Origin of the sequence: Klebsiella sp. CN_Kp075, from assembly GCF_040065055.2 — a bacterium.
In the GTDB taxonomy this organism is placed as follows: domain Bacteria; phylum Pseudomonadota; class Gammaproteobacteria; order Enterobacterales; family Enterobacteriaceae; genus Klebsiella; species Klebsiella aerogenes.
The window spans coordinates 3,312,834-3,338,130 of the sequence record NZ_CM198050.1; the positions used below are offsets into that span (position 1 = coordinate 3,312,834).

Consider the following 25,297-nt stretch of genomic DNA (forward strand, 5'->3'; position numbering starts at 1 on the left):
CTCACCCGGGATATCATCATGGCACTCTTCAGTTTTCCTCGCTGGCAGTTAACCTCCCCCGCCGCGGATGCCGGCGTTGTCGCCCCGGATGAACGTTTATCCGCCGCACAAACGCTGATCATGGGCGTGCAGCACGCCGTGGCGATGTTTGGCGCGACCGTATTAATGCCTTTATTGATGGGGCTTGATCCAAACCTGGCTATCCTGATGTCGGGAGTGGGCACTCTGCTGTTCTTCGTCGTCACCGGCGGTCGGGTACCGAGCTATCTTGGATCCAGCGCCGCCTTCGTCGGCGTGGTCATCACCGTTACCGGCTTTACCGGTCAGGGGTTGAATCCTCATCTCAGCGTCGCCCTCGGCGGCATCATCGCCTGCGGGCTGCTCTATACCCTGATTGGGCTGGTGGTGATGAAAATCGGCACCGGCTGGATAGAGCGTCTGATGCCGCCCGCGGTAACCGGCGCGGTGGTGATGGCGATCGGTCTTAACCTGGCGCCGATTGCCGTGCACAGCGTTTCCGCCAACGCCTTCGACAGCTGGATGGCGATGCTGACGGTGCTTTGTATCGGCGCCGTCGCGGTATTTACCCGAGGACTGCTGCAGCGTCTGCTGATCCTGGTGGGGCTCATTATCGCCTGTGCGCTCTATGCGCTGCTGGCCAACGGATTCGGTCTTGGCAAACCGCTGGATTTTGCCCCGGTCGCTCAGGCGGCATGGTTTGGGGTCCCGCACTTTACTTCGCCCACCTTTGACAGCCAGGCGATGCTGCTGATAGCGCCAGTGGCCATCATTCTGGTGGCGGAAAACCTGGGGCATTTGAAGGCCGTCGCGGGAATGACCGGACGCAATCTGGATCCCTGGATGGGGCGCGCGTTTGTCGGCGACGGGCTAGCGACCCTGCTTTCCGGCGCCTGCGGCGGTAGCGGCGTCACCACCTATGCGGAGAACATCGGCGTTATGGCGGTGACCAAAGTCTATTCAACGCTGGTGTTTGTCGCCGCGGCGCTGATCGCCATCCTGCTCGGTTTTTCACCCAAGTTCGGCGCCCTGATTCATACGATTCCAGGCCCGGTCATTGGCGGCGCGTCAATCGTGGTTTTTGGTTTGATTGCGGTCACCGGGGCGAGGATATGGGTGCAAAATCGGGTCGATCTCAGCCAGAATGCGAATTTAATCATGGTGGCGGTGACTTTGGTTCTGGGCGCAGGCGATTTTACCTTGTCGCTGGGTGGCTTCCGCCTGGGCGGGATTGGGACGGCGACTTTCGGCGCTATTGCGCTGCATGCGTTGCTTAACCGCCGCCAGCATCAGGAAAAGGTGGCGAAAGCCACTACGATATAACCAGGGATGGGTTCGCCCCGGCGGTGCGGCTGCCGGGGCGAAAATTAGGGCTCGTGCCGATCCGCAAGCTCTGGTGCTTCCTCCGCCGCGATCTGCGACCGTGATTTTTTCTTCCACTTCAGCTCGCTGACCAGTACCCCGGCGAGAATAAACAGACAGCCCACCAGCGCCAGCAGCGGCAAACGCTCGCCGGCGATACGACCAAACACGCCAGCCCAAACCGGCTCGCCGGTGTAAATCAGCGTCGCCCGCGTTGGCGATACGCTACGCTGCGCCCAGTTCATGGTGACCTGAATAATGGCGCTGAAAATCCCCAACCCCAGCGCGACGGCCAGCAGTTCCGGGCGCATCGGCGGGATAGACTCCCCTGCCGGGCCCATCGCGGCAAATGCCACCAGCGAAGCGGTCGCCAGCTGTACCACCGTCACCCGGCGCACATCGACCTGACGCGCCCACGCGCTGATTAAAATGATTTCGGCAGCGATAGCCACGGCGCTTGCCAGGGTAATCATTTCGCCAATTCCCAACGCCAGCAGATTATTTTCCGGCCCCGCCAGCAGGATCAGCCCGATAAACGCCAACACGATGCCCACACAGGACATGACGCCGGGCATGCGCCCCAGACAGAGCCACTGCAACAGCGGTACCAGCGGTACATACATGGCGGTAATAAACGCCGATTTACTGCTGGAGATGGACTGTAAGCCCCAGGTTTGCAGGCTGTAACCGAGCGCAATCGCCACGCCGATCGCGACACCGGCCTTAACCTCAAGCCAGGTCAGGCCGCGTAGCGTACGCAGCGACAGTAGCGCCACCGCCAGCGCGGCGGTGGCGAAGCGCAGGCCGACGAAGAAAAACGGCCCGCTAAAGCTCACGGCGTATTGTACGGCAAGAAAGGTACCGCCCCAGAACATGGTGATCACAATCAGGATCAGTTCCTGCGGCGTTATTGAGAGTTTGAGCGAAGACATGCGGCGACCAATAGCAAAAAATAGCTAACCAGTTTCGCAGGCGCTTCAGGCCGAAAGCAACACCCATTGACAAAAAAACCGCCGACATACGTCGGCGGCGAGGGTGATGCGGCAGGGTCGGGGGAGATTAACACCGCATCATTAAAGACAGTCCCGGCTAGCTATTGCGATTACCGTGACTATTTTTACCCCCTTTTTTGCCAGCTTCCGAGGCGCGTTGAGGATCGTTTTTAAAGTTCCCCCCGCTGTGCTGGCCACCTTTACGACCTGCTTCTGATGCTCTGGCACGATCTTCGGCAAAGTTGCCGGAACCGCCACGATGGTTTGCCATTACTGACCTCCATTGGATTTGACATCATATTGCATTAGGTGAGTTCAGGGCCTAAGCCCCCGCGGCATATGGCATGGCCATTATGCATCGCGTGCTTATAAGCGTAGTAAATGAAACTCATTCCCTGGGCAAATAGTCACATTCCGCAACATTTAATCGTCAAAACCAGACGCCAGCCGCGAGCGCAACCGCTAAGCATTTCTTCTCTCAGCTGAAATCAGCCCTGCGCAAAATGTATCTATTTGCTACGAGATACGTTGCAAATTAATCTTTGCCATTTTGTTATAAATCAAACAAATGTTTGTTGGATTTGCACTCTGCGCCACAGGCCTTATCTTTATAGATAGCCAGTCGTTTGGCTGGACAATTACGCAACCGAGGAGTGATGCAAATGGCTAAAATTCTGGTGCTTTATTATTCCATGTATGGACACATCGAAACCATGGCCCATGCCGTTGCCGAAGGGGCAAATAAAGTTGACGGCGTTGAGGTGGTTGTGAAGCGCGTGCCGGAAACTATGCAGGCTGAAGCGTTTGCCAAAGCAGGCGGGAAAACACAAAATGCGCCCGTCGCCACACCGCAGGAACTGGCGGAGTATGATGCCATCATCTTTGGTACCCCTACCCGTTTCGGCAATATGTCGGGACAAATGCGCACCTTCCTGGATCAGACCGGCGGTCTGTGGGCGTCTGGCGCGCTGTATGGCAAAGTCGCCAGCGTCTTCAGTTCAACCGGTACCGGCGGCGGCCAGGAGCAGACAATTACCTCAACCTGGACTACCCTTGCCCATCATGGGATGATCATTGTGCCGATTGGCTACGGCGCGCAGGAGCTGTTTGATGTCTCCCAGGTGCGCGGCGGCACGCCGTATGGCGCAACCACCATCGCAGGCGGCGACGGCTCCCGTCAACCAAGCCAGGAAGAGCTGGCTATCGCTCGCTATCAGGGTGAACACGTCGCCAATGTGGCTGTGAAATTACACGGCTAACCTTTAACAGGAGGAGTTGCATGCCGAACCAAGAAGCGAAGGCCCACCACGTGGGCGAATGGGCAAGCTTACGTAATACCTCTTTGGAAATCGCCGAAGCCATTTTCGAACTCGCGAATTACGATGAAAAGCTGGCGGAGAAAATTTGGGAAGAAGGCAGCGATGAGGTGCTGTCGCGAGCTTTCGCCAAAACCGACAAAGACAGCCTCTTCTGGGGCGAACAGACCATTGAACGTAAAAACGTCTGATAGCTCAATTACGCGGGCATTGCGCCCGCGCTAATTCTTCACCCGGATTGCTCCGGGTTTTTTGTTTTATTTTGCCGCCTCGTTCATGACCTTTTTGAACGTCTCCAGCGGGCAGAATCCCTGATCATCTACCGGACAACCGTTAAGCGCCAGCGTGACCCGCTGCGGCGGGGATTGCAGGCTCAATGCGTCGGCATTGCGCAGCTGTTCAGTGCTTTGATAGACATACTCAATTTTCATTAAATCGCGATTGCTGCCGCTATCGTGCCAGCGCTGGAACAGCAGCTTGCCGCCGATGGGGGTGCGCTCATACTGGCCCGGTAACTGGTAGGGTTTAAAGTCCAGCGCCGTCAGCAGCGAAGCGATATTGGAATCATGCCCGACCAGCAGCGTTACTTTCGCCTTCGCGGCGCCATCGCCTACCAGCGCATTATCGATATATTTGACCAGCGGCTTAGCGACGTTGCGCGCCACTTCCGCGGAAGTAAACAGGCTGTCCTGATAGCCATTTTTCAGCTTCGACAACACCTGCCACTGCTTATCGCTGGCAATTTCGCCCCACGCCACCTGATCCTTCGGAAAACCTTCGTAGTACTGCAGGGTGAAGGCGTCGACCAGCGAGTTGCCGACCTTCAGCGGCCCGGAGACGCCCGGCTCCTGCTGATATTTGGCGCTAAAGGTATCTTTACCGTCGCTAAGCGAGCAGACATGCTTTTCTTTACAGGATGGTGAATTGCGATAGTCGGTCATCTCTTCCAGCAGCTTGTAGCTCTCAGCGAGCTGCATCCCCTGACGCTCTTTCTCCATCGCCTGCACCGCTTTTTGCGCGAATTCGGCTGAATCATCGGTAATGACCGGATTGAAAGTAGGATCCATGGTTCCCATCTGCGGCTGATGATGCACAGGCACCCCGCAGCCCGGGAAAGCGCCGGTGATAAAGAACTGCGCGGTTGCAACGGTGCGCTGCAGGCTATTGGCGTAGGCGTAAACCGCATTTTCCGGCGGGCACTCGCCGCTGTTCACCAGCTTCTGCTGCGCCAGCCACTCACGCATATAGTGACCCATGTAGACTTCCAGCACGCCGCCTTTGGTGGTCAACTGACCGCCTGGTACATCCCACTGCGGCCAGGATTTCGGCGTCGACTGCTCAAGTACGCTGCCATTATTGGCCAGCGGCGCGCGCAGGTTATGGCGGCTCATGATCAGCACCTGTTGCAGCTGATAGCCCTCTGGCGCAACGGCGTCCTGCGCCTGCACGCCGGCGGATAACAATACGGCCCCGGCCACCGCGGCAGCGAGTAGACTTTTTTTCATCCCTTCATCCTCAGTCATTTATTATCATCGCCATCATTGTGACGGATTTATGACATTTTTGCGGGCAATGGCTCACAAACTGAGGCGTCGGTCGCTTTTTTAACACTTCAGAGATGGCCGGGAGCGGCAGATTCAGGACCGTAGATACTGTTATCGGTTTACAACTTTTTAGCTTGAGAAAAGCGTTTATCTCGTGTCGCTCCAGAGTATATTGCGCTCCCGGTTAATTTTTCTGCCATATGTTTTCCGCGGCGCAGGGAGCGCACAGTGGGCGGCTAATCGCTGCCAGGGGGTTTTCCCGGAGGCGGCGCGTTGCGCCTTCTCCGGGCTACCAAATCGCCCAGCGCTGTAGCCCCGGTAAGCGGCAGCGCCACCGGGGGTTTTGAGATCACCAGCACCAGTAGTGTCAGCCAGCGTGGTGAAGAAATTAACGACAGGCCGCACGGACCGTAGATCGGGTAAGGCGTTAGCCGCACCCGACAAAAAACGGCACCGCCGGTCGCCCGGATAAAGCGCAAGCCATAACCCGGGAGTACCTCAGTTGGTATGAACTTAACCGCTACCGAAGGCATAAAACAGAGTCAGGATGAGTGTCGCAGAGGGAGTGGCGAAAGCGGCGTCTATTCCGGTAATGGCACCGCCGCCAGCGTACAAATCGCTTCATGTTCGCCGCCCCGGCGATCGACCATAACCACTTTATCCCCGGCTTTTTTACCTTCGCAGGGTTTTAACACCTGCTCGACAATTCGTTCGCGAACCTGTTGGCTTTCCGACTGCGCCCAACTGGCAAAAGCCGTCAGCATAAGCGCCGAAGCAAGCAGGCCGGCGAGACATTTTTTAAACATGCATTACTCTCAGAAAATTCTCATTCAACGATTAGCGTAACAGCCGCCATCCCGTTCGTCTGTAAATTGACTTAACGGAGTGTTACATCCAACGCCAGGACGCCCACAGAGCGTCATAAACACATTAACACCATCAATACTTTAACATAACGAGCCATGCCGGATGCCTTTGGCACTTTTAGGTCATCTTTCGGAAACATCCCGATGATATCGTCTTCGTGAGGCGTTATTTTTTCTTCTGTTTAAACAACTCATTAGGTTAATTTATGTCGGGTTTTGTGCTCTTTATCGTGGCGATTGCTCTGCTGGGAGTCGCCGTTTACAGTCTGGTGTCCTATATCAAAGAACGCCGCGCCGCTCAGTTGCCAACCGATAAAAAAAAGAAATAATTTCACTTTGCCAATCTTTACACCCGGGCTGCGTATTACCAGGGACAGGAGTCGATCTCACGGTCGGCTTCTTCCCGTAAATACAATATGATTCAGCTCAATACCCCATATGTTGATATGCCTTATTGACGGCTAAAACAGTCAATGACACACCGGCGCCAAAAGCAATAATGGGTATTTATCCACTCTGGGCAATCCTGTATACCACAGTGTTTTAGGCGCAGTAACGGACTTAACCTCCAGATAGACTGGGATCTTTTCTTCTACATCAGCAATGCCGGACATCGGCTGGTAAAGATATACCGGCTTTTCGCCTGATCCTCTGACATAGTGATTAGTGAACAAAAATGCACAGGCGCTTTCCATACTTTTTGAATCACTGTCTTCTTCATGCATATCGACAGTAATGACGATTCGGTTAATGACGTTGTCATCGGGCGCAGCGATCCATTTACCCACAATGCCGTATTCAGGACACTCGGTAAGGTATTCCACTTCACAGGCGTTGGCGTTAGGGATGTTCAGATGCTCCAGTACCCTCCTCAATGCATCCACACAGAAGTTATCTCCCCCACGTAACCAGACGATAAATTCAGTTCCGCGGTAATGTATAGCGATCAGAAGGGTGGATAAATTTTTTGGTAAAAATTCGGTAGAACTGACTTACCGGCTCAGTATGAATCCCCCTCTGGGTATCCGTATACCAGAGTTCGCCCTCACAGTCCCAACCTTTCAGCTCCAGATAACGGTGGTCATCGAAACGATAAATAACCTGCGTCGGCGGTTGTTGCGCCTGACATCCAACGACCATAAGCATGGCCGCCAGAACGGTCCCTGATGTGTATGTCTGCTTCATAAATATTCCCTTAATATCGAGAGCTGACCGTTGGTTTCCTATATCCAGTTCCCTGTCACTTTTGGGTTTCGGCATCTCCCACTGCAGGATTGCCACTTCCTGATTACCGGCAGCCAGGTCGCGGGATGGCCTCACCCTGGTCGCATTGTTAAATTCGTTTAACACTCCAAACTTGCCCGTGGGTAAAACTTCATTCGGTTTGTTCATAAAGAATTTGGTTACAGCTGCAGGCAATTTACCGGAACGATAATATTCAATTGCCTGTTGGTTCAAACTCAAAGGATCGCGCCAGTCTGCACGATGCAGTAGATCTTCCCAGAATTTACCTACTTTATAGTCAAATACACGGCTTACTGAGCGTCTCTTCGCCTATAAAAGAATACACATCGGCAGCCATATTTTTGCTTCGCGGAAAGTAAAGCAAATAACGGTTTAACGTATCCTGTAATTGAATTATTTTCGTTTGTTCTGTCACAACCAAATATCCTTTTGATAAAACAGGGTCACTCAAAAATAATACGCCCGGCAACACAAAATTAAAATATAAGTTTATTATTCCATAATATATAATATTACCAGCCCATTACATTCAGAGCGGAAATAAAAAACATTCATTTAAAGCCGACAAAAAAACAAAAAATGGGGTAAAGCAGATATACAAGTCATTAAAAAGGGCTCCATGATAAACATGGAGCCCTTATTCGACATCAGGCTTGCCTGCCTTGTTGTCATAGTAACGGCGAATTACGACTCCCAGGCCTGCTCCGCTTTCGTCGCGTCAAACTGCGGCGGCGGTTTACGGAAACGGCGGGTCAGGTAGGTCAGATAAAGCAATCCCAGCGCGGCCCACACCAGACCCAACGTCAGCGAGGTCGCCTCAAGGTTCAACCACAGTACCCCCACGGTCAGCGCGCCGACCATCGGCAACAGCAGGTAGTGGAAGCGGTCTTTCCAGGTTTTGTTATACCCCTTACGCCGCCAGAAGTGGTTGTATACCGAGAGATTAACGAAGGTAAAAGCCACCAGCGCGCCGAAGTTGATAAGCGCCGTCGCGGTCACCAGGTCGAAGAACAGCGCCGACAGCGCGACGATGCCCACCATAATCACGTTCAGCGCCGGGGTACGCCATTTCGGATGCACATAGCCGAAAATGCGCTCCGGGAAGACGTTATCGCGGCCCATCACGTACAGCAAGCGCGACACGCTGGCGTGCGACGCCAGGCCCGATGCCAGGGTATTAACAAAAGTGGTGCACAGAAAAATCGACTGGAACAGCTTGCCGCCGACGTACAGCGCAATTTCCGGCAGCGCGGCGTCCGGATCTTTAAAACGATGGATATCCGGGAAGAACAACTGCATAAAGAACGAGGCGACGATAAAAATAATGCCGCCGTACATTGCGGTAAGGAAGATGGCCTTCGGGATCACCCGCGCGGCATTCGGGGTTTCTTCTGAAAGCGTGGTAACGGCGTCAAAGCCGAGGAACGAGAAGCAGACAATCGTCGCGCCGGTAATAATCGGGATCAAATGCGCATTCTCACTGATAAACGGCTGCAGCGACCAAACGGTACCAACGCCCTCGCCTTTATGCAGCCCTTGTACCACCAGAATCACAAACACCACCATGATGGAGATCTGCACCAGCACGAACAAGGTATTGAAGTTGGCCACCAGGTTGACGCTTTTCAGATTCGCCGCGGTCAGAATGGCGACAAAGGTCACCACCCACACCCACGGCGGCACTTCCGGAAACAGCGCGGAGAGGTAGATCTTCGCCAGCAGGACGTTAATCATCGGCAGGAACAGGTAGTCCAGCAGTGAGGACCAGCCGACCATAAAACCGATATGCGGGCTAATTGATTTTTGCGCATAGGTGTAGGCCGAACCCGCTTCCGGGAACTGGCGCACCAGCTTGCCGTAGCTGATGGCGGTGAATAGCACCCCAGCCAGCGCCAGCAGATAAGAGGCTGGAACGTGGCCATTACTGATGCCGGAAACGATGCCGAAGGTATCAAACACCGTCATGGGGGTCAGATAAGCCAGCCCCATCATCACCACTTGCCACAGTTTGAGCGATTTACGCAGACGCGGTTTTCCCGCCTGAGCGGCGTTTTCTGCAGGAAGATTAGCAGCCATGACGCATTCCCCCCATGCCGACGACAGTTTGCGGGCACAAAGACCGGGTAACAAACCTGCTTAGCAAGGGGGTAAGACGTAAATAAAAGGGTAAGACGGACCGATGAACGGCGGTAAGTTGGCATCCAATGCGGCCAAAGAGGCCCCCTTCTCCCTGCGGATATTTGAACATCTGCATCATCTCATTTCCTCGTCACACACTGTGTCGTTAACTGAAGCCCCGTTGCCGCCTGCGCTCCTTAACGCGACATCCGGGAAATGGCTGGGCTCCCAGCAAAAAGGACGACCAGGCTCCGCTCAGGCCGTATGATGCTACTGATTAAACTAATGCGCCCCTTACGGGGCGAACATCAGGCGTTTTTCAACATCCACTCAATTTCGGTTTCTGTGATAAGACGCTCAAACTGCAGTAACTCATCATTCTTACAGGCGTGGTAAACGTGGCAGAAACGCTCGCCAAGACGCTCCCGCAGATGATCGTTTTGCATAAACTCCCACAGCGCGTCGCTCTGGCGGATCGGGAACGGCAAGCCTTCTTGTTCCAGACCGTTACCTTCCACCTCTTCCTGCAGCGGCAGCGGATTATCCAGGCCGTGCAGGATGCCGGCGAAAATCGCCGCCATCACCAGATACGGGTTGGCGTCCGCCCCGGCTACGCGGTATTCAACGCGGTGGTTATGTCGATCGCCGCACGGGATACGCAGCGCTACCGTACGGTTGTTATGCCCCCATGACGCCTGCGTCGGCACATACATGCCCGCCTGGAAGCGACGATACGAGTTCACGTTCGGCGCCAGCAGCGCCATCGACGCCGGCATCAGGTCAATCATCCCGGCCAGCACGCGTTTCAGCAGGGCTGAATCCTCGCCGTCCGCATCCGCCAGCACATTTTCACCCTTATTGTTTTGCATGCTGATATGGATATGCATCCCGCTACCCGCATGCTCTTCATAAGGTTTCGCCATAAAAGTGGCGTGCATCTTATGCTTCTCCGCCATTAAACGCACGAGACGTTTTAATGCCAGCGCATCATCGCACGCATCCAGCACGTTATCGGTGTGGTGGAGGTTGATTTCGAATTGCCCCGGAGAGGCTTCGGCCACCGCGCCATCCGCCGGGATCAGCTGTAACTGGGCCAGTTCATCAATATCATTCAGTACATCGGCAAAATGGTTGAGGTTATCAACGGAATAGACCTGGCTTTGGGTATTGCGGTCGTCGGTGCCGGGCGCGCACGGCGGCTGCAGGTAGCCTTCGGCATCGCGTTTGCGATCGAGTAAATAGAACTCCAGCTCTACCGCTACCACGGGGAACAATCCGCGCTGGCGGAGCTGCTGCCAGAGGCGGTTGAGTACGTTCCGCGGCTCAACGTCAAAGGGAGCGCCATCTTCATCAACCATGGTCAACAAGACCTGGCCGATGTATTCCGGATCGGCGGCCGAAGGGGTCAAAGTACCCAATACCGGGACGCAGCTGCGGTCCGGTTCGCCCATATCCTGGCCAAGCCCGGCCTCTTCCACCACGTTGCCGAGAATATCCATCGCGAAAACGGACGCCGGGAAGTAGCAGCCTTTCTCCAGCTTACTGAGGCTGGCGACCGGAATGCGTTTGCCGCGGAAGCAGCCGTTAAGGTCTGTGAGGAGTACATCGACGTACTGAGTGTTGGGGTAGGTTTCGAGGTAGCGCTTCACTTCTTTAGCGAACGCGCTTACCCGTCTCTCTTCCGTCTGCTGAACAAAATTCTCAACTTCTACGATATTGGTTTCCATGATTCACCGCCGTTGTTTTAGTTTTCGGACCCTGACTGAAAACGTCAAATATAATGTCCACCCTTCGAATGTGTATGCAAACAAAATGTTTGTCAAATGTTAAATTAAGTTTGCAAACGGCTATTTCCACTGCTAGATTGAGAAAATATTGAACGATATGGCCGTTTATCAGCCACTGGCGGTCATAATTTAGTCCACTTTGTGAGGGCGATCATGGAAAATATAATGTACAAGCCAGTTATTGGCGTCGTGATGTGTAGAAACAGGCTTAAGGGTCACCAGACCCAGACTCTGCAAGAAAAGTACCTGAATGCCATTGTTAACGCTGGCGGACTGCCGATTGCCCTGCCGCACGCGCTGGCCGAGCCGGAACTACTGGATGCGTTAGTCGATAAACTGGACGGGATCTACCTGCCAGGCAGCCCCAGCAACGTGCAGCCGCACCTTTATGGTGAAAACGGCGATGAGCCTGACGCCGACCCCGGGCGTGATCTTCTGAGCATGGCGCTAATTAACGCCGCGCTCGAAAGGCGCATCCCCATTTTCGCCATCTGCCGAGGGCTGCAGGAACTGGTTGTCGCCACCGGCGGGACTCTGTATCGTCGTCTGTTTGAACAGCCGGAACTGCTGGAGCATCGCGAAGATCCTGAACTACCGGTGGAGCAGCAGTATGCGCCGTCCCACCAGGTGGAGGTGCAGGAAGGAGGTTTACTTTCTCAGTTAATACCGGGCTGCAACACGTTTTGGGTAAACTCGCTACACGGCCAGGGCGCAAAAACGCTGGGTACGCGTCTGCGCGTGGAGGCCCGTTCACCGGATGGGCTGGTTGAGGCGGTCAGCGTCAACGACCACCCTTTCGCGCTGGGCGTACAATGGCATCCTGAATGGAACAGTAGCGAATACGCCCTGTCGCGTATGTTGTTTGATGGTTTTATCACCGCCTGTCAGAGCCATGTCGCCGAAAAGCGGCGGCTCTGACCACTACAGTTAAGGAAATGCAAATATGAGCGATGACGGACTGGCGCCAGGGAAACGTCTGTCAGAGATCCGCCAACAGCTGGGTCTTTCACAGCGTCGTGCCGCCGAACTGTCTGGGTTAACACATAGTGCCATCAGCACCATAGAGCAGGACAAAGTCAGTCCTGCCATCAGTACGCTGCAAAAGCTGCTGAAAGTATATGGGCTGTCGCTCTCGGAATTCTTTTCTGAACCCGAAAAGCCGGATGAACCGCAGGTCGTCATTAATCAGGACGACCTTATCGAAATGGGGAGTCAGGGCGTTTCAATGAAACTGGTTCATAACGGAAATCCGAACCGTACGCTGGCGATGATTTTTGAAACTTACCAGCCTGGGACCACAACCGGGGAGAGAATAAAGCATCAGGGTGAGGAGATAGGCACCATACTGGAAGGTGAAATCGTGCTGACGATTAACGGTCAGTCGTACCACCTGGTGGCTGGACAGAGCTATGCCATTAATACCGGCATCCCTCATAGCTTCAGCAACACCTCGGCAGGTATCTGCCGCATTATCAGTGCCCACACCCCCACCACATTCTAATTTCTTAGCCTGAGCAGGTTTCAGGCTTTCTTCAGGCCTGTCGCGGCGGATGTAATATTTCCGCCGCGGCGAAGAACTCGCAGTAATAATACCTGCGCAGCGCGGAAATCTTATTTCCTGCTGGCCCAAAGATAATTAACGCCAGTGAATGGCGAAGAGACGGTTTTCTACCCCGGGGACGCCCTGCGCCCTGAGCCCCTGAAAACGCCGAACCCGATATTTTGCCGATGATGTTTTTAAGGAGTCATGATGAATTTTCAGCACCTGGCTTACTGGCAGGAAAAAGCGAAAAACCTGGCCATTGAAACGCGCTTATTTATTAACGGCGAATATTGCGCCGCGGCCGATAATACCACCTTCGAGACTATCGACCCTGCCGCACAGCAGACATTAGCGCAGGTCGCCCGCGGTAAAAAAGCCGACGTCGAACGGGCAGTGAAAGCCGCGCGCCAGGCCTTTGATAACGGCGACTGGTCGCAGGCCTCTCCGGCCCGGCGTAAAGCGGTTCTCACGAAATTTGCCGACCTGATGGAAACCCATCGTGAAGAGCTGGCGCTGCTGGAAACGCTCGATACCGGCAAACCGATTCGCCACAGCCTGCGCGACGATATTCCCGGCGCCGCCCGCGCAATTCGCTGGTACGCCGAAGCGCTGGATAAAGTCTATGGCGAAGTGGCGCCCACCGGCGGCAACGAGCTGGCAATGATCGTTCGTGAACCGATTGGCGTGGTGGCCGCGGTGGTGCCGTGGAACTTCCCGCTGCTGCTGGCCTGCTGGAAACTCGGCCCGGCGCTGGCGGCAGGCAATAGCGTAATCCTCAAACCCTCGGAAAAATCGCCGCTCACCGCCCTGCGTCTGGCAGGGCTTGCAAAAGAAGCCGGACTTCCGGACGGGGTGTTAAACGTGGTCAGCGGCTTTGGCCACGAGGCCGGGCAGGCGCTGGCGCTGCATCCTGACGTTGAAGTCATCACCTTCACCGGATCCACCCGTACCGGCAAACAGCTGCTGAAAGATGCCGGCGACAGCAACATGAAGCGCGTATGGCTGGAAGCGGGCGGCAAGAGCGCCAATATCGTCTTCGCCGACTGTCCGGATCTGCAAAAAGCGGTCAACGCCACCGCCGGCGGTATCTTCTATAACCAGGGGCAGGTCTGCATCGCCGGAACCCGCCTGCTGCTGGAAGAGAGCATCGCCGACGAGTTCCTGGCACTACTGAAAGCCCAGGCGCAAAACTGGCAGCCGGGCAATCCGCTCGATCCCGATACCACCATGGGGATGTTAATTGATAACGCCCATGCCGACAGCGTACACAGCTTTATCCGCGGCGGTGAGACCAAAAGCACGCTATTCCTCGACGGGCGGAAAAATCCGTGGCCAGCCGCCGTCGGCCCGACCATTTTCGTCGATGTCGACCCGGCATCAACCCTCAGCCGCGAAGAGATCTTCGGCCCGGTGCTGGTGGTCACGCGCTTCAAAAGCGAAGAACAGGCGCTGCAGCTGGCCAACGACAGCGACTACGGTCTCGGCGCCGCGGTGTGGACCCGCGATCTGTCGCGCGCCCACCGCATGAGTCGCCGCCTGAAGGCCGGCTCGGTCTTCGTCAACAACTACAACGATGGTGATATGACTGTCCCGTTCGGCGGCTATAAGCAGAGCGGCAACGGGCGCGATAAATCGCTGCACGCGCTGGAAAAATTCACCGAACTGAAAACCATCTGGATTGCTCTGGAGTCTTGATCATGACTGAACATACCACTAGCTACTACGCCGCCAGCGCCAACAAGTATGAACCGTTCCCAACGCTGGAGGAGTCAATCAACTGTGACGTCTGCGTCGTCGGCGGCGGCTACACCGGCCTCTCCTCGGCCCTGCATCTGGCCGAAATGGGCTACGACGTGGTGGTGCTGGAAGGCGCGCGTATCGGCTTCGGCGCCAGCGGCCGTAACGGCGGACAGCTGGTTAACTCCTATAGCCGCGATATCGACGTTATTGAGAAGAACTACGGCCCGGATGCGGCCAAAATGCTCGGCAGCATGATGTTCGAAGGCGGCGATATTATTCGCGAGCGCATTCAGCGCTACCAGATCCAGTGCGATTACCGCCCAGGCGGCCTGTTTGTGGCCATGAACCATAAGCAAATGGAAACGCTGGAAGAGCAAAAAGCCAACTGGGAGCGCTACGGTAATACCCAACTGGAACTGCTCGACAGCCATGCCATTCGTCGCGAAGTAGACAGCGACCGCTACGTCGGCGCCCTGCTCGACCACAGCGGCGGCCATATTCACCCGCTGAACCTCGCCATCGGCGAAGCGGACGCCATTCGTCTTAACGGCGGCCGGGTGTATGAGCAGTCGCCGGTGACCCGAATTCAGCACACCAGCCCGGCGGTAGTCAGTACCGCGCGCGGCCAGGTAACCGCGCGCTACGTGATCGTCGCCGGTAATGCCTATCTCGGCGACAAGCTTGAACCGGAGCTGGCAAAACGCAGCATGCCGTGCGGCACTCAGGTCGTGACGACCGCCCCGTTATCGGAAGAGCTCGCCCGCTCGCTTATCCCGAAAAACTACTGCGTGGAAGACTGTAACTACCTGCTGGACTACTACCGTCTTACCGGCGACAACCGCCTGCTGTACGGCGGCGGCGTGGTCTACGGCGCCCGTGACCCGGACGACGTAGAGCGTCTGATTATGCCGAAGCTGCTGAAAACCTTCCCGCAGCTGCAGGGGGTGAAAATTGACTACCGCTGGACCGGCAACTTCCTGCTGACCCTGTCGCGTATGCCGCAGTTCGGCCGTCTGGATAACAATATTTACTACATGCAGGGCTACAGCGGTCACGGCGTGACCTGTACTCATCTGGCCGGACGCTTGATTTCAGAACTGCTGCGCGGCGATGCCGAGCGCTTCGATGCCTTCGCCAAACTGCCTCACTACCCGTTCCCGGGCGGGCGCAGCCTGCGAATTCCTTTTACCGCCATGGGCGCCGCCTACTACAGCCTGCGCGATCGCCTTGGGGTCTGATTTGCCGTTCGGTTCCGTGATTAACTTTTGCTAAAGGGTGTTTATTATGAGCAACAATGAATTCCATCAGCGTCGTCTTTCCGCTACCCCGCGCGGCGTGGGCGTTATGTGCAACTTCTTTGCCCAGAGCGCGCAAAACGCCACCTTGACCGATGTCGAAGGCAATGAATATATCGATTTCGCCGCCGGCATCGCGGTGCTGAATACCGGCCATCGCCATCCGCGGATGGTCGCCGCGGTTGAACAGCAGTTGCAGCAATTTACCCATACCGCCTATCAGATCGTGCCTTATGAAAGCTATGTGTCGCTGGCGGAGAAGCTCAACGAACTGGCACCGGTCAAAGGCCCGGCAAAAACCGCCTTCTTCTCTACCGGCGCGGAAGCGGTAGAAAACGCGGTGAAAATCGCCCGTGCCCATACCGGACGCCCCGGCGTTATCGCCTTCGGCGGCGGTTTCCATGGCCGTACCTATATGACGATGGCGCTAACCGGTAAGGTCGCGCCGTACAAACTGGGCTTCGGGCCGTTCCCCGGCTCGGTATACCACGTGCCGTACCCGTCAGCGCTGCACGGTATCAGCACCGCCGATTCGATTACCGCCCTTGAACGCCTGTTCAAAGCCGATATCGAAGCCAAACAGGTGGCGGCGATTATTTTCGAACCGGTACAGGGCGAAGGCGGCTTTAACGTCGCGCCGAAAGAGCTGGTTGCCGCAGTACGCCGCCTCTGCGATGAGCACGGCATCGTAATGATTGCCGATGAAGTACAGAGCGGCTTCGCCCGCACCGGTAAATTGTTCGCCATGGATCACTATGCCGATAAACCGGATCTGATGACGATGGCTAAAAGCCTGGCGGGCGGCATGCCGCTTTCCGGCGTGGTCGGCAACGCGCAGATCATGGATGCCCCGGCGCCGGGCGGCTTAGGCGGCACCTACGCCGGTAACCCGCTGGCGGTGGCGGCCGCGCATGCGGTGCTGGATATCATTGATAACGAAGCGCTGTGCGAGCGCGCGCAGTTCCTCGGCGAGCGCCTGCTGGCGACGCTACAGGAAGTTAAGGGCTGGTGTCCGGCGCTGGTGGAAGCGCGCGGCGTGGGTTCGATGATCGCCGCCGAGTTCTTCGATCCGGCGACCGGCGAACCGTCGGCGGCGATTGCGCAGAAAATCCAGCAGCAGGCGCTGGAGCAGGGCCTGCTGCTGTTGACCTGCGGCCAGTATGGCAACGTCATTCGCTTCCTCTATCCGTTGACCATCCCGGATGCTCAATTCTCACGCGCGCTGACGATCCTGCAGAGCGTCACTCGTCTGTAACGCCCTCCGCCGGCGGCGCTGGTCGCCGGCTGTTTTCCTCACTGCTGACGATACACTGCTGGGGATAGTGCTGCTGAAAATAGTGGCGCAGAAACTCCACGGTGGTGCGAATTTTGGCTGAGGTCGCCAGCCGCGACACGTAGACCGCCCAGACGTTGGCGGGCTGATAATAGTCCGGCAGCACGTGTACCAGATGGCCGCTGGCGATATTTTCACTGACATCCCACCATGAACGTAATGCAATCCCCTGCCCATCCAGACACCACTGATGCACAATCTCACCATGGTTGGAGGAGAGCGGCCCGGTCACCTTGATCGCGTGTTGGCCCTCTTTGCTGTGCAGTTGCCAGACGCCAAACGGATGATCGCGCTCTTTAATCACCAGACAGGGTAAGGCTGCCAGGTCGCTTAGCTGTTTCGGCGGCGAGTGGCGGGCAAGGAACTGCGGCGACGCGCAGAGAATACGGTGGTTGGTCGCCAGCTTGCGGGCAATCAGATTCGGCGCGATATCGTCGCCGACGCGAATATCGAGATCCACCCCTTCATTGACCAAATCCACCAGCCGGTCCTGGACATCGAAGCGCAGCTCAAGTTGCGGGTACTGGCGGGCCAGCGCCGACAGCGCGGGGGCGACCACCCGGCGACCAAAGCCGAAGCTGCTGATAATTCGTAGCGTTCCCTGCGGTACCTGACGCACGTCGGAAAGCTCGTCCATCATCTCATCCACATCCTGCAGAATGCGCTGCGCCCATTCGTAGATCCGCTCTCCCTCTTCGGTAATGGTGACCCGGCGGGTGGTACGGTGCAGCAACATCACATGCAGGGTTTGCTCCAGCAGCGAAACCCGCTTGCTGACGAACGCCGGTGAGACGCCAAGCTCCTCGGCGGCGGCGGCAAAACCGGCCCGGCGAGCGACCAGCATGAACACGCGTAAATCATTTAGCAGCGGCAGATTATTCATGATCTGTGTTTTATGTTTCACCAGTTAGCGTGATTAATTATGAACCAGTCAATTATAGGATAGGCAGGTGGTCAAACATCATCGCTAAAAAGTGAGAACCGGAATGAAAAAAACCTGTCGTATTGCCGCCATCCCCGGTGACGGAATTGGTAAAGAAGTTCTGCCTGAAGGTATTCGCGTGCTGCAAGCCGCCGCGCAGCGTTGGGATCTGTCGCTGAGCTTCGAGCAGATGGAGTGGGCAAGCTGCGAATATTACGCCCACCACGGCAAGATGATGCCGGACGACTGGCGCGAGCAGTTGCAGGGCTTCGATGCTATCTATTTCGGCGCCGTCGGCTGGCCGGATACCGTCCCCGACCATATCTCCCTATGGGGTTCGCTACTGAAGTTCCGCCGTGAGTTCGATCAGTACGTCAATCTGCGTCCGGTGCGCCTGTTCCCCGGCGTCCCCTGTCCGCTGGCAGGTAAAAAGGCCGGCGACATCGATTTTTACGTGGTGCGCGAAAATACCGAAGGCGAATATTCCGCCCTCGGCGGTCGCGCCAATGAAGGCACGGAGCATGAAGTGGTGATTCAGGAGTCGGTCTTCACCCGCCGCGGCGTTGACCGGATCCTGCGCTACGCCTTTGAGCTGGCGCAAAGCCGCCCGCGCAAAACGCTGACCTCCGCGACCAAATCTAACGGTCTGGCGATCAGCATGCCCTACTGGGATGAACGCGTGGAAGAGATGGCCAAAAGCTATCCCGAAATTCGCTGGGACAAGCAGCATATCGATATTCTCTGCGCCCGCTTCGTGCTGCAGCCGGAACGTTTCGACGTGGTCGTCGGCTCGAACCTGTTTGGCGATATTCTGTCGGATCTCGGCCCGGCCTGTACCGGCACTATCGGTATTGCGCCGTCGGCTAACCTGAACCCAGAGCGGACCTTCCCGTCGCTGTTCGAACCGGTTCACGGGTCGGCGCCGGATATTTACGGTAAAAATATCGCCAACCCGATCGCCACCGTTTGGGCCGGGGCGATGATGCTCGATTTCCTTGGTAACGGCGATGAGCGCTACCACGCCGCGCATAACGGCATTCTGGCGGCGATAGAGCAGGTGATCGCCAGCGGGCCGAAAACCCCGGACATGAAAGGCACCGCCTCAACGCAGCAGGTCAGCGACGCTATCTGCAAGGCCATTTTGGCGTAATTACCGCGCCGCTCCCCGGTGGCGCTGCGCTTACCGGGGCTACAATGGCACGCTCATGTAGATATCGCATCGGTTTGCAACGGTTTTGGTCCGGGAAAAACATGTGCTTTGTGTTAATTCAGAGCACATTGCGCTCCCGATATTTCTTCTGCGTTATGGCTCTCATGGAGCAGGGAGCGCACAGAGGGCGGCCATTCGCCGCCGCCCTCTGTACTCCCGGGCTCTGGCCGCCAAAATCGCCACTTCGTGGTACCTTCGACTTATCCCTGCAGGCTTCGGGTCGGGCCGAGGCAGCGTCCTTGCAAAACACGGCCCTCAGCCCGCATCCATGCGGGCTGCCCCGGCCTTCCGGGAACGTCTCAGCGATTTTGAGGCCACCAACACCAGCAGTTTCAGCCAGCGTGGTGAATAAATAAAAGGCAGGTCGCTCGGACCGTAGCCCGGGTAAGGCGTAGCCGCTACCCGGGAAAACCCGCACGCCTGGCCTGCCAACTCCCCTCTCTCCTCTCTCCTCTCAATGCAGAATCCCCCACGATTGACAAGTGAACCGCATCACAGCGGCGAACTTTATTGATTCCTGAAAGGAAAGAACCTGCGCCAATTCACCTTTTATTATTTCCGTTCCGTGTTTTATTGCTTCACGAATCGGCCAATTGTTTAATTCATGTAACAAAGAAATAATCCAATTGTTAATAGCATTTTGCTACGAACCCTGACCCTACAGCGTGATAACAACGACAGGCTAAAGCCACCGACGGGCAACCGTGCCCAGGAGATCACTCATGTTGAGCAACGTAAAGAAAAAAGATGTGCCGCTGATTGTCATCAGCCTGGCGGCCATTGTTTTCATCGCCGCTACATTAAGTCTCTTCCCCCAACAAACCGCGCAGGCGGCTAATTCGATTTTTAACGGCGTCACCCGCCTGCTGGGTTCCGCGGTACAGGTGCTGGTGCTACTGGCGCTGGGACTGGTGTTGTATCTGGCCACCAGCAAATACGGCAATATCCGGCTCGGTGAAGGCAAAGCCGAGTACAGCACTCTCTCATGGCTGTTTATGTTTATTTGCGCCGGACTCGGCTCCTCTACGCTGTACTGGGGTGTTGCCGAGTGGGCTTATTACTACCAGACCCCTGGCCTGAATATTGCGCCGCATTCAGCAAAAGCGCTGGAATACAGCATCCCCTACTCTTTCTTCCACTGGGGCATTAGCGCGTGGGCGACCTACACCCTCGCCTCGCTGATCATGGCCTATCACTTTCACGTGCGGAAAAATAAAGGCCTCAGCCTCTCCGGGATCATTTCGGCAATCACCGGCGTCAATCCGCAGGGTTTCTGGGGTCGCCTGGCTGACCTGATGTTTCTGATCGCCACCGTCGGCGCGTTAACCATTTCGTTGGTGGTCACAGCCGCCACCTTCACCCGCGGCCTGTCAGCTCTCACCGGACTGCCGGATAACTTCACCGTCCAGGCGTTTGTGATCCTGCTCTCCGGCGGTATTTTCTGCATGAGCTCGTGGATTGGCATCAATAACGGCCTGCAGCGACTGAGCAAAATGGTCGGCTGGGGAGCGTTCCTGCTGCCGTTAGTGGTATTACTGGTTGGTCCGACCGAATTCATCACCAATAACATCATCAACGCCATCGGTCTGACGAGCCAAAACTTTCTGCAGATGAGCCTGTTTACCGACCCGCTCGGCGATGGCGCCTTTACCCGCAACTGGACCGTCTTCTACTGGCTGTGGTGGATCTCCTATACCCCAGGCGTGGCGATGTTCGTCACCCGCGTCTCCCGCGGACGTAAGATTAAAGAGGTGATCTGGGGGCTTATTCTCGGCAGCACCGCCGGCTGCTGGTTCTTCTTCGGGGTGATGGAAAGCTATGCCATGCATCAGTTCGTCAACGGCGTGATTAACGTGCCGCAGGTGATGCAGTCCCTCGGCGGCGAAACCGCCGTCCAGCAGGTGCTGATGTCGCTGCCGGCGGGCAAGCTGTTCCTCGCCGCCTATCTGTTCGTGATGATCGTTTTCCTCGCCTCGCATATGGATGCGGTGGCCTACACCATGGCGGCAACCAGTACCCGTAACCTGCGCGAAGGCGAAGATCCGGATCGCGGCATGCGCCTGTTCTGGTGCGTGGTGATCACCCTCATCCCGCTATCGATTCTGTTTACCGGCGCCTCGCTGGAAACCATGAAAACCACCGTGGTGCTGACCGCCTTACCGTTCCTTGCCATTTTACTGATCAAGACCGGCGGCTTTGTACGCTGGCTAAAACAGGACTACGCCCACGTGCCTGTGCATCAGATAGAAACCCATACGCCCGAGCCGATCGTTAAAGCCGAGACGCTGCCGGTTGGCGCGGTACTTAAAGGCGACGGCCAGTCGCTGTAAAAAACGCTTACTGACAATAATCACAAGGTGACCCTACATGAGCAATTTAAGCCCTGACTTTACCCTGCCGATTAACTTTTGCGCCAATCCGCAGGACGCCTGGACCATTCCGGCCCGTTTTTACACCGACAGCCAGGCGTTTGAGCACGAGAAAGAGCGTATCTTCGCCAATAGCTGGATTTGCGTCGCCCACGGCAGCGAAGTCGCCAGGCCGAACGATTACATCACCCGGGAGATCATCGGCGAAAATATCGTTATCGTCCGCGGCCGCGACAACATTCTGCGCGCCTTCTATAACGTCTGCCCGCACCGCGGCCACCAGTTGCTGAGCGGTGAAGGTAAAGCCAAAAACGTGATTACCTGCCCCTATCACGCCTGGGCCTTCAAGCTGGACGGCAATCTCGCCCACGCCCGCAACTGCGAAAACGTAGCGAACTTCGATAGCGAAAAGGCAAAGCTTGTGCCGGTGCGCCTTGAAGAGTATGCCGGCTTTGTGTTTATCAATATGAACCCGCAAGCGGAGAGCGTGGAAACGCAGCTACCGGGACTGCAGGACAAAGTGCTGGCAGCCTGCCCGGATGTTCATGAGCTGAAACTGGCGGCGCGCTTTACCACCCTTACCCCGGCGAACTGGAAAAATATCGTCGATAACTATCTGGAATGTTATCACTGCGGCCCGGCGCACCCGGGATTCTCGGATTCCGTGCAAGTTGACCGTTACTGGCACACCATGCACGGCAAATGGACGCTGCAGTATGGCTTCGCCAAACCGTCCGAGCAGTCCTTTAAATTCGAAGAAGGTACCGACGCCGCGTTCCACGGTTTCTGGCTGTGGCCGTGCACCATGCTCAACGTCACGCCGATCAAAGGCATGATGACCGTCATTTATGAATTCCCGGTGGATGAAGAGACCACCCTGCAGAACTACGACATCTATTTCACCAATGAAGAGCTGACCGACGATCAGAAGGCGCTGATTGAGTGGTATCGCGACGTGTTCCGCCCGGAAGATTTACGCCTGGTGGAAAGCGTGCAGAAGGGGCTGAAGTCCCGCGGCTATCGCGGCCAGGGACGCATTATGGCGGATAACAGCGGCAGCGGTATCTCCGAGCATGGGATCGCGCATTTCCACAATCTGGTCGCCCAGGTGTTCCAGCCGTAATCGTTGAAGGAGTTGGCTATGTCCGTATTTCACTCAAATCTGTTTCGCCAGCAGGCGCTGATTGCCGGAAGCTGGCGCGACGCCGCCGACGGTACGACGCTTGCCGTCAGCAATCCCTCCACCGGCGAGGCGCTCGGCCAGATCCCCAATATGGGCCGGACGGAAGCGCAGCAGGCGGTGGATGCCGCCGCTGCCGCGCTGCCGGCATGGCGCGCGCTTACCGCCGCCCAGCGCGCCGCGCTATTGAAGAACTGGCACCGCCTGATCCTCGAAAACAAGTCCGCGCTGGCGCAGATTATGACCGCCGAGCAGGGCAAGCCGCTGGCGGAAGCGGAAGGCGAAATCGCCTATGCCGCCTCGTTTATCGAGTGGTTTGCCGAACAAGGGAAACGCGCCAACGGCGAGATAATCCCCTCCCCCGGCGCCGATAAACGCCTGATGGTGATCCGCCAGGGCGTGGGCGTCTGCGCGGCGATCACTCCGTGGAACTTCCCGGCGGCGATGATCACCCGTAAGGCCGGCCCGGCGCTGGCCGCGGGTTGTACGATGGTAATTAAGCCTGCCAATGAAACGCCGTTTACCGCGCTGGCGATGGCGGAACTGGCGAATCAGGCCGGGATCCCGCAGGGCGTCATTAACGTCGTAACCGGGCAGTCGCGTGAGATTGGCGCGGTGTTCACCGGCGATGAGCGGGTGCGTAAGCTCTCCTTTACCGGTTCGACCGAAGTCGGCCGCGTGCTGATGCGCCAGTGCGCGGAATCCATCAAAAAGCTCTCTTTAGAGCTCGGCGGTAACGCGCCGTTTATCGTCTTTGACGACGCCGATATCGATAAAGCGGTCGAGGGGGCGCTGATCGCCAAGTTCCGCAACGCCGGGCAAACCTGCGTCTGCGTAAACCGTTTCTATATTCATCGCGCCGTCTACGACCAATTCTGCGATAAGTTCGTCGCCCGCGTCGCCGCCTTGAAAGTCGGCGATGGTAGCGAGTCCGATGTCCAGATTGGCCCGCTTATCAACGCCGATGCCGGACGCAAAGTCCAGTCCCTGCTCGACGACGCGCTCACCCGCGGCGCCACGCTGTTAACCGGCGGTAAAGCGCATCCGCTGGGCGGTAATTTCTTCACCCCTACGGTTATCGGCGACGTACAGCCGGGGTCACTGCTGCTGCAGGAAGAGATTTTCGGCCCGGTGGCCGCGCTGGTGAAATTTGAGGATGAGCAAGAGGTCATTGAGCAGGCCAATAACACCATCTACGGCCTCGCCTCCTATTTTTACAGCAACGATGCCGCCCGTATCTGGCGCGTCTCCGAACAGCTGGAATACGGCATGGTCGGCATCAATACCGGGCTGATTTCTAATGAAGTCGCGCCATTTGGCGGAGTGAAACAGTCGGGTCTTGGCCGCGAAGGGTCGGAACACGGTATCGAAGATTACCTGGAGATGAAGTATCTCTGCCAGGGGTTGTAACTGTATTCTCCCGGCGGCGGCTCTGGCCACGCCGGGATTTTTGATGGAGTTCAGCGATGTCTGATTATCAAATGTTTGAGACGATCGTTCGCGATGTTGAACAGATCACCGCCCAGGTTAAGCGTTTTACGCTGGTCTCGTCGACCGGCGCCCCGCTGCCGGAGTTCAGCGGCGGCAGCCATATAATCGTCCAGATGCAGGATGGCGAGCAGCGCTACAGCAATGCCTATTCGCTAATGAGCTCGCCGCTGGATACCGCCAGCTGGCAGATTGCGGTGCGTCTCGAGTCGCCTTCCAAAGGCGGCTCGCGTTTTATGCACCAGCAGGTGCGCCCGGGCGATACCCTGACGGTGTCCACCCCCAACAACCTGTTCGCCATCGAGCCACAGGCGCGCAAGCATCTGCTGATTGCCGGCGGCATCGGCATTACGCCCTTCTTATCGCATATTCCGGAACTGGAACAGCGCCAGGCCGACTGGCAGCTGCATTACTGTTTTCACGACGCCGACAGTAATGCTTTCGTCGATACGCTTCGCGCCGCGCCGTGGCGCGACCGGGTCAATATTCACATCTCAGCGCTCGGCAGCCGTCTCGATCTGTCGCGCCTGTTCGCCGACATCGAGCCCGGAACCCACGTCTATACCTGCGGCCCGGCTGCACTTAACGAGGCGGTGAAAGCCGCCGCCGAACGGCATCAGGTTCCCGCCAGCCAGCTGCACTTTGAGCAATTTATCCTTGAGGATAAAGGCGGAGAGGCATTTACGCTGGTGCTGGCGCGTTCCGGACGCGAATTTACCGTGCCGCAGGACATGACCATTCTGCAGGTTATTGAGAATAACAAAGCGGCGAAGGTGGAATGCCTGTGCCGCGAAGGAGTATGCGGCACCTGCGAAACGATGATTCTCGAGGGTGAAGCCGACCACCGCGATCAGTACTACAGCGATGAAGAGAAAGCCAGTCAGCAGAGTATGCTGATCTGCTGCTCACGCGCTAAAGGCGGCCGGTTAGTGCTGGATTTATAGCACGCTCTCCGGCCAGCGGCGCTGG

The 25,297-nt window shown here is 56.6% G+C and carries 22 protein-coding genes and 1 pseudogene; 14 read left to right on the plus strand and 9 right to left on the minus strand.

Translation table 11 applies throughout. The annotated features are described in order from the left end of the window. Positions 1 to 18 precede the first annotated feature (18 nt). The gene (rutG, locus tag ABLV78_RS15885; protein WP_047043581.1) at positions 19 to 1,341 is read left to right on the plus strand and encodes a pyrimidine utilization transport protein G; all 1,323 of its coding nucleotides are present in this window, start codon (positions 19 to 21) and stop codon (positions 1,339 to 1,341) included. Positions 1,342 to 1,385: 44 nt separating this feature from the next. Here the strand turns inward: rutG and ABLV78_RS15890 are convergent, their stop codons facing one another. Both ABLV78_RS15890 and ABLV78_RS15895 read right to left on the minus strand, forming a co-directional pair. Further along, on the minus strand, positions 1,386 to 2,312 hold the full coding sequence (locus ABLV78_RS15890; RefSeq protein ID WP_045396980.1) for a DMT family transporter: 927 nt from the start codon (positions 2,310 to 2,312) through the stop codon (positions 1,386 to 1,388). Positions 2,313 to 2,469: 157 nt separating this feature from the next. Beyond that, positions 2,470 to 2,643: a con-10 family general stress protein gene (locus ABLV78_RS15895; RefSeq protein WP_015367250.1), complete on the minus strand. Its 174-nt coding sequence runs from the start codon at positions 2,641 to 2,643 to the stop codon at positions 2,470 to 2,472. A gap of 391 nt (positions 2,644 to 3,034) precedes the next feature. On the opposite strand from ABLV78_RS15895, the gene wrbA reads away from it, so the two are divergent. Continuing rightward, positions 3,035 to 3,631 (plus strand): NAD(P)H:quinone oxidoreductase, encoded by a 597-nt coding sequence (gene wrbA, locus ABLV78_RS15900; RefSeq protein WP_015367251.1) that lies wholly within the window; start codon positions 3,035 to 3,037, stop codon positions 3,629 to 3,631. Between the two features lie 20 nt (positions 3,632 to 3,651). Further along, complete coding sequence (locus tag ABLV78_RS15905; RefSeq protein ID WP_015367252.1) at positions 3,652 to 3,879, plus strand: YccJ family protein; 228 nt, start codon at positions 3,652 to 3,654, stop codon at positions 3,877 to 3,879. Positions 3,880 to 3,945: 66 nt separating this feature from the next. On the opposite strand, the gene agp is transcribed toward ABLV78_RS15905, so the two are convergent. Together agp and ABLV78_RS15915 are read right to left on the minus strand one after the other, a co-directional pair. Continuing rightward, a complete protein-coding gene (gene agp, locus ABLV78_RS15910; protein WP_047043585.1) occupies positions 3,946 to 5,193 on the minus strand; it encodes a bifunctional glucose-1-phosphatase/inositol phosphatase in 1,248 nt (415 codons plus the stop codon). Positions 5,194 to 5,813: 620 nt separating this feature from the next. Continuing rightward, on the minus strand, positions 5,814 to 6,038 hold the full coding sequence (locus ABLV78_RS15915) for a hypothetical protein (RefSeq protein WP_047043587.1): 225 nt from the start codon (positions 6,036 to 6,038) through the stop codon (positions 5,814 to 5,816). A 266-nt stretch (positions 6,039 to 6,304) separates the two neighbouring features. Between ABLV78_RS15915 and ABLV78_RS15920 the strand changes: the two genes are divergently transcribed. Beyond that, positions 6,305 to 6,427, plus strand: a complete 123-nt coding sequence (locus ABLV78_RS15920; RefSeq protein WP_072251592.1) for a small membrane protein — start codon at positions 6,305 to 6,307, stop codon at positions 6,425 to 6,427. A gap of 141 nt (positions 6,428 to 6,568) precedes the next feature. On the opposite strand, the gene ABLV78_RS15925 is transcribed toward ABLV78_RS15920, so the two are convergent. The 4 genes and pseudogenes from ABLV78_RS15925 to ABLV78_RS15940 form a co-directional block, all read right to left on the minus strand. Further along, positions 6,569 to 6,982: a hypothetical protein gene (locus ABLV78_RS15925; protein ID WP_226473710.1), complete on the minus strand. Its 414-nt coding sequence runs from the start codon at positions 6,980 to 6,982 to the stop codon at positions 6,569 to 6,571. Between the two features lie 55 nt (positions 6,983 to 7,037). After that, positions 7,038 to 7,283: pseudogene (locus ABLV78_RS15930) on the minus strand (T6SS immunity protein Tli3 family protein); the annotation flags it as partial. 744 nt (positions 7,284 to 8,027) lie between these two features. Continuing rightward, a complete protein-coding gene (locus ABLV78_RS15935) occupies positions 8,028 to 9,419 on the minus strand; it encodes an APC family permease (RefSeq protein WP_015367261.1) in 1,392 nt (463 codons plus the stop codon). A 350-nt stretch (positions 9,420 to 9,769) separates the two neighbouring features. Then, entirely contained in the window at positions 9,770 to 11,188 is a 1,419-nt protein-coding gene (locus ABLV78_RS15940; protein WP_045396993.1) for a glutamine synthetase family protein, read from the minus strand. A 225-nt stretch (positions 11,189 to 11,413) separates the two neighbouring features. Here ABLV78_RS15940 and puuD point away from each other — a divergent pair, with 225 nt between their 5' ends. From puuD to puuE, 5 genes are all read left to right on the plus strand, one after another. After that, a complete protein-coding gene (gene puuD / locus ABLV78_RS15945; RefSeq protein ID WP_163351407.1) occupies positions 11,414 to 12,166 on the plus strand; it encodes a gamma-glutamyl-gamma-aminobutyrate hydrolase in 753 nt (250 codons plus the stop codon). A 25-nt stretch (positions 12,167 to 12,191) separates the two neighbouring features. Next, complete coding sequence (puuR, locus tag ABLV78_RS15950; protein WP_002898590.1) at positions 12,192 to 12,749, plus strand: HTH-type transcriptional regulator PuuR; 558 nt, start codon at positions 12,192 to 12,194, stop codon at positions 12,747 to 12,749. Between the two features lie 249 nt (positions 12,750 to 12,998). After that, positions 12,999 to 14,486, plus strand: coding sequence for an aldehyde dehydrogenase PuuC (gene puuC, locus ABLV78_RS15955; RefSeq protein ID WP_047043592.1), 1,488 nt, complete (start codon positions 12,999 to 13,001; stop codon positions 14,484 to 14,486). A gap of 2 nt (positions 14,487 to 14,488) precedes the next feature. Then, positions 14,489 to 15,769, plus strand: a complete 1,281-nt coding sequence (locus ABLV78_RS15960; RefSeq protein WP_047043594.1) for an NAD(P)/FAD-dependent oxidoreductase — start codon at positions 14,489 to 14,491, stop codon at positions 15,767 to 15,769. 46 nt (positions 15,770 to 15,815) lie between these two features. Then, on the plus strand, positions 15,816 to 17,081 hold the full coding sequence (puuE, locus tag ABLV78_RS15965; RefSeq protein ID WP_045386357.1) for a 4-aminobutyrate transaminase: 1,266 nt from the start codon (positions 15,816 to 15,818) through the stop codon (positions 17,079 to 17,081). Here puuE and ABLV78_RS15970 read toward each other — a convergent pair. Beyond that, positions 17,068 to 18,063 carry a LysR family transcriptional regulator gene (locus ABLV78_RS15970; protein ID WP_161801883.1) on the minus strand — a complete coding sequence of 332 codons (996 nt, stop codon included), beginning with the start codon at positions 18,061 to 18,063 and terminating at the stop codon, positions 17,068 to 17,070. The two genes, puuE and ABLV78_RS15970, sit on opposite strands and share 14 nt — an antisense overlap. Before the next feature lie 82 nt (positions 18,064 to 18,145). Here ABLV78_RS15970 and ABLV78_RS15975 point away from each other — a divergent pair, with 82 nt between their 5' ends. From ABLV78_RS15975 to ABLV78_RS15995, 5 genes are all read left to right on the plus strand, one after another. Beyond that, positions 18,146 to 19,231 carry a tartrate dehydrogenase gene (locus ABLV78_RS15975; RefSeq protein ID WP_047043597.1) on the plus strand — a complete coding sequence of 362 codons (1,086 nt, stop codon included), beginning with the start codon at positions 18,146 to 18,148 and terminating at the stop codon, positions 19,229 to 19,231. 782 nt (positions 19,232 to 20,013) lie between these two features. Further along, the gene (locus ABLV78_RS15980) at positions 20,014 to 21,621 is read left to right on the plus strand and encodes a BCCT family transporter (RefSeq protein WP_047043604.1); all 1,608 of its coding nucleotides are present in this window, start codon (positions 20,014 to 20,016) and stop codon (positions 21,619 to 21,621) included. Positions 21,622 to 21,658: 37 nt separating this feature from the next. Then, the gene (gene yeaW, locus ABLV78_RS15985; protein WP_047043607.1) at positions 21,659 to 22,783 is read left to right on the plus strand and encodes a carnitine monooxygenase, oxygenase subunit YeaW; all 1,125 of its coding nucleotides are present in this window, start codon (positions 21,659 to 21,661) and stop codon (positions 22,781 to 22,783) included. A gap of 18 nt (positions 22,784 to 22,801) precedes the next feature. Then, entirely contained in the window at positions 22,802 to 24,250 is a 1,449-nt protein-coding gene (locus tag ABLV78_RS15990) for an NAD-dependent succinate-semialdehyde dehydrogenase (RefSeq protein WP_047043609.1), read from the plus strand. A gap of 56 nt (positions 24,251 to 24,306) precedes the next feature. Continuing rightward, positions 24,307 to 25,272, plus strand: coding sequence for a PDR/VanB family oxidoreductase (locus ABLV78_RS15995; protein WP_032714222.1), 966 nt, complete (start codon positions 24,307 to 24,309; stop codon positions 25,270 to 25,272). The last annotated feature ends 25 nt before the right edge of the window (positions 25,273 to 25,297 follow it).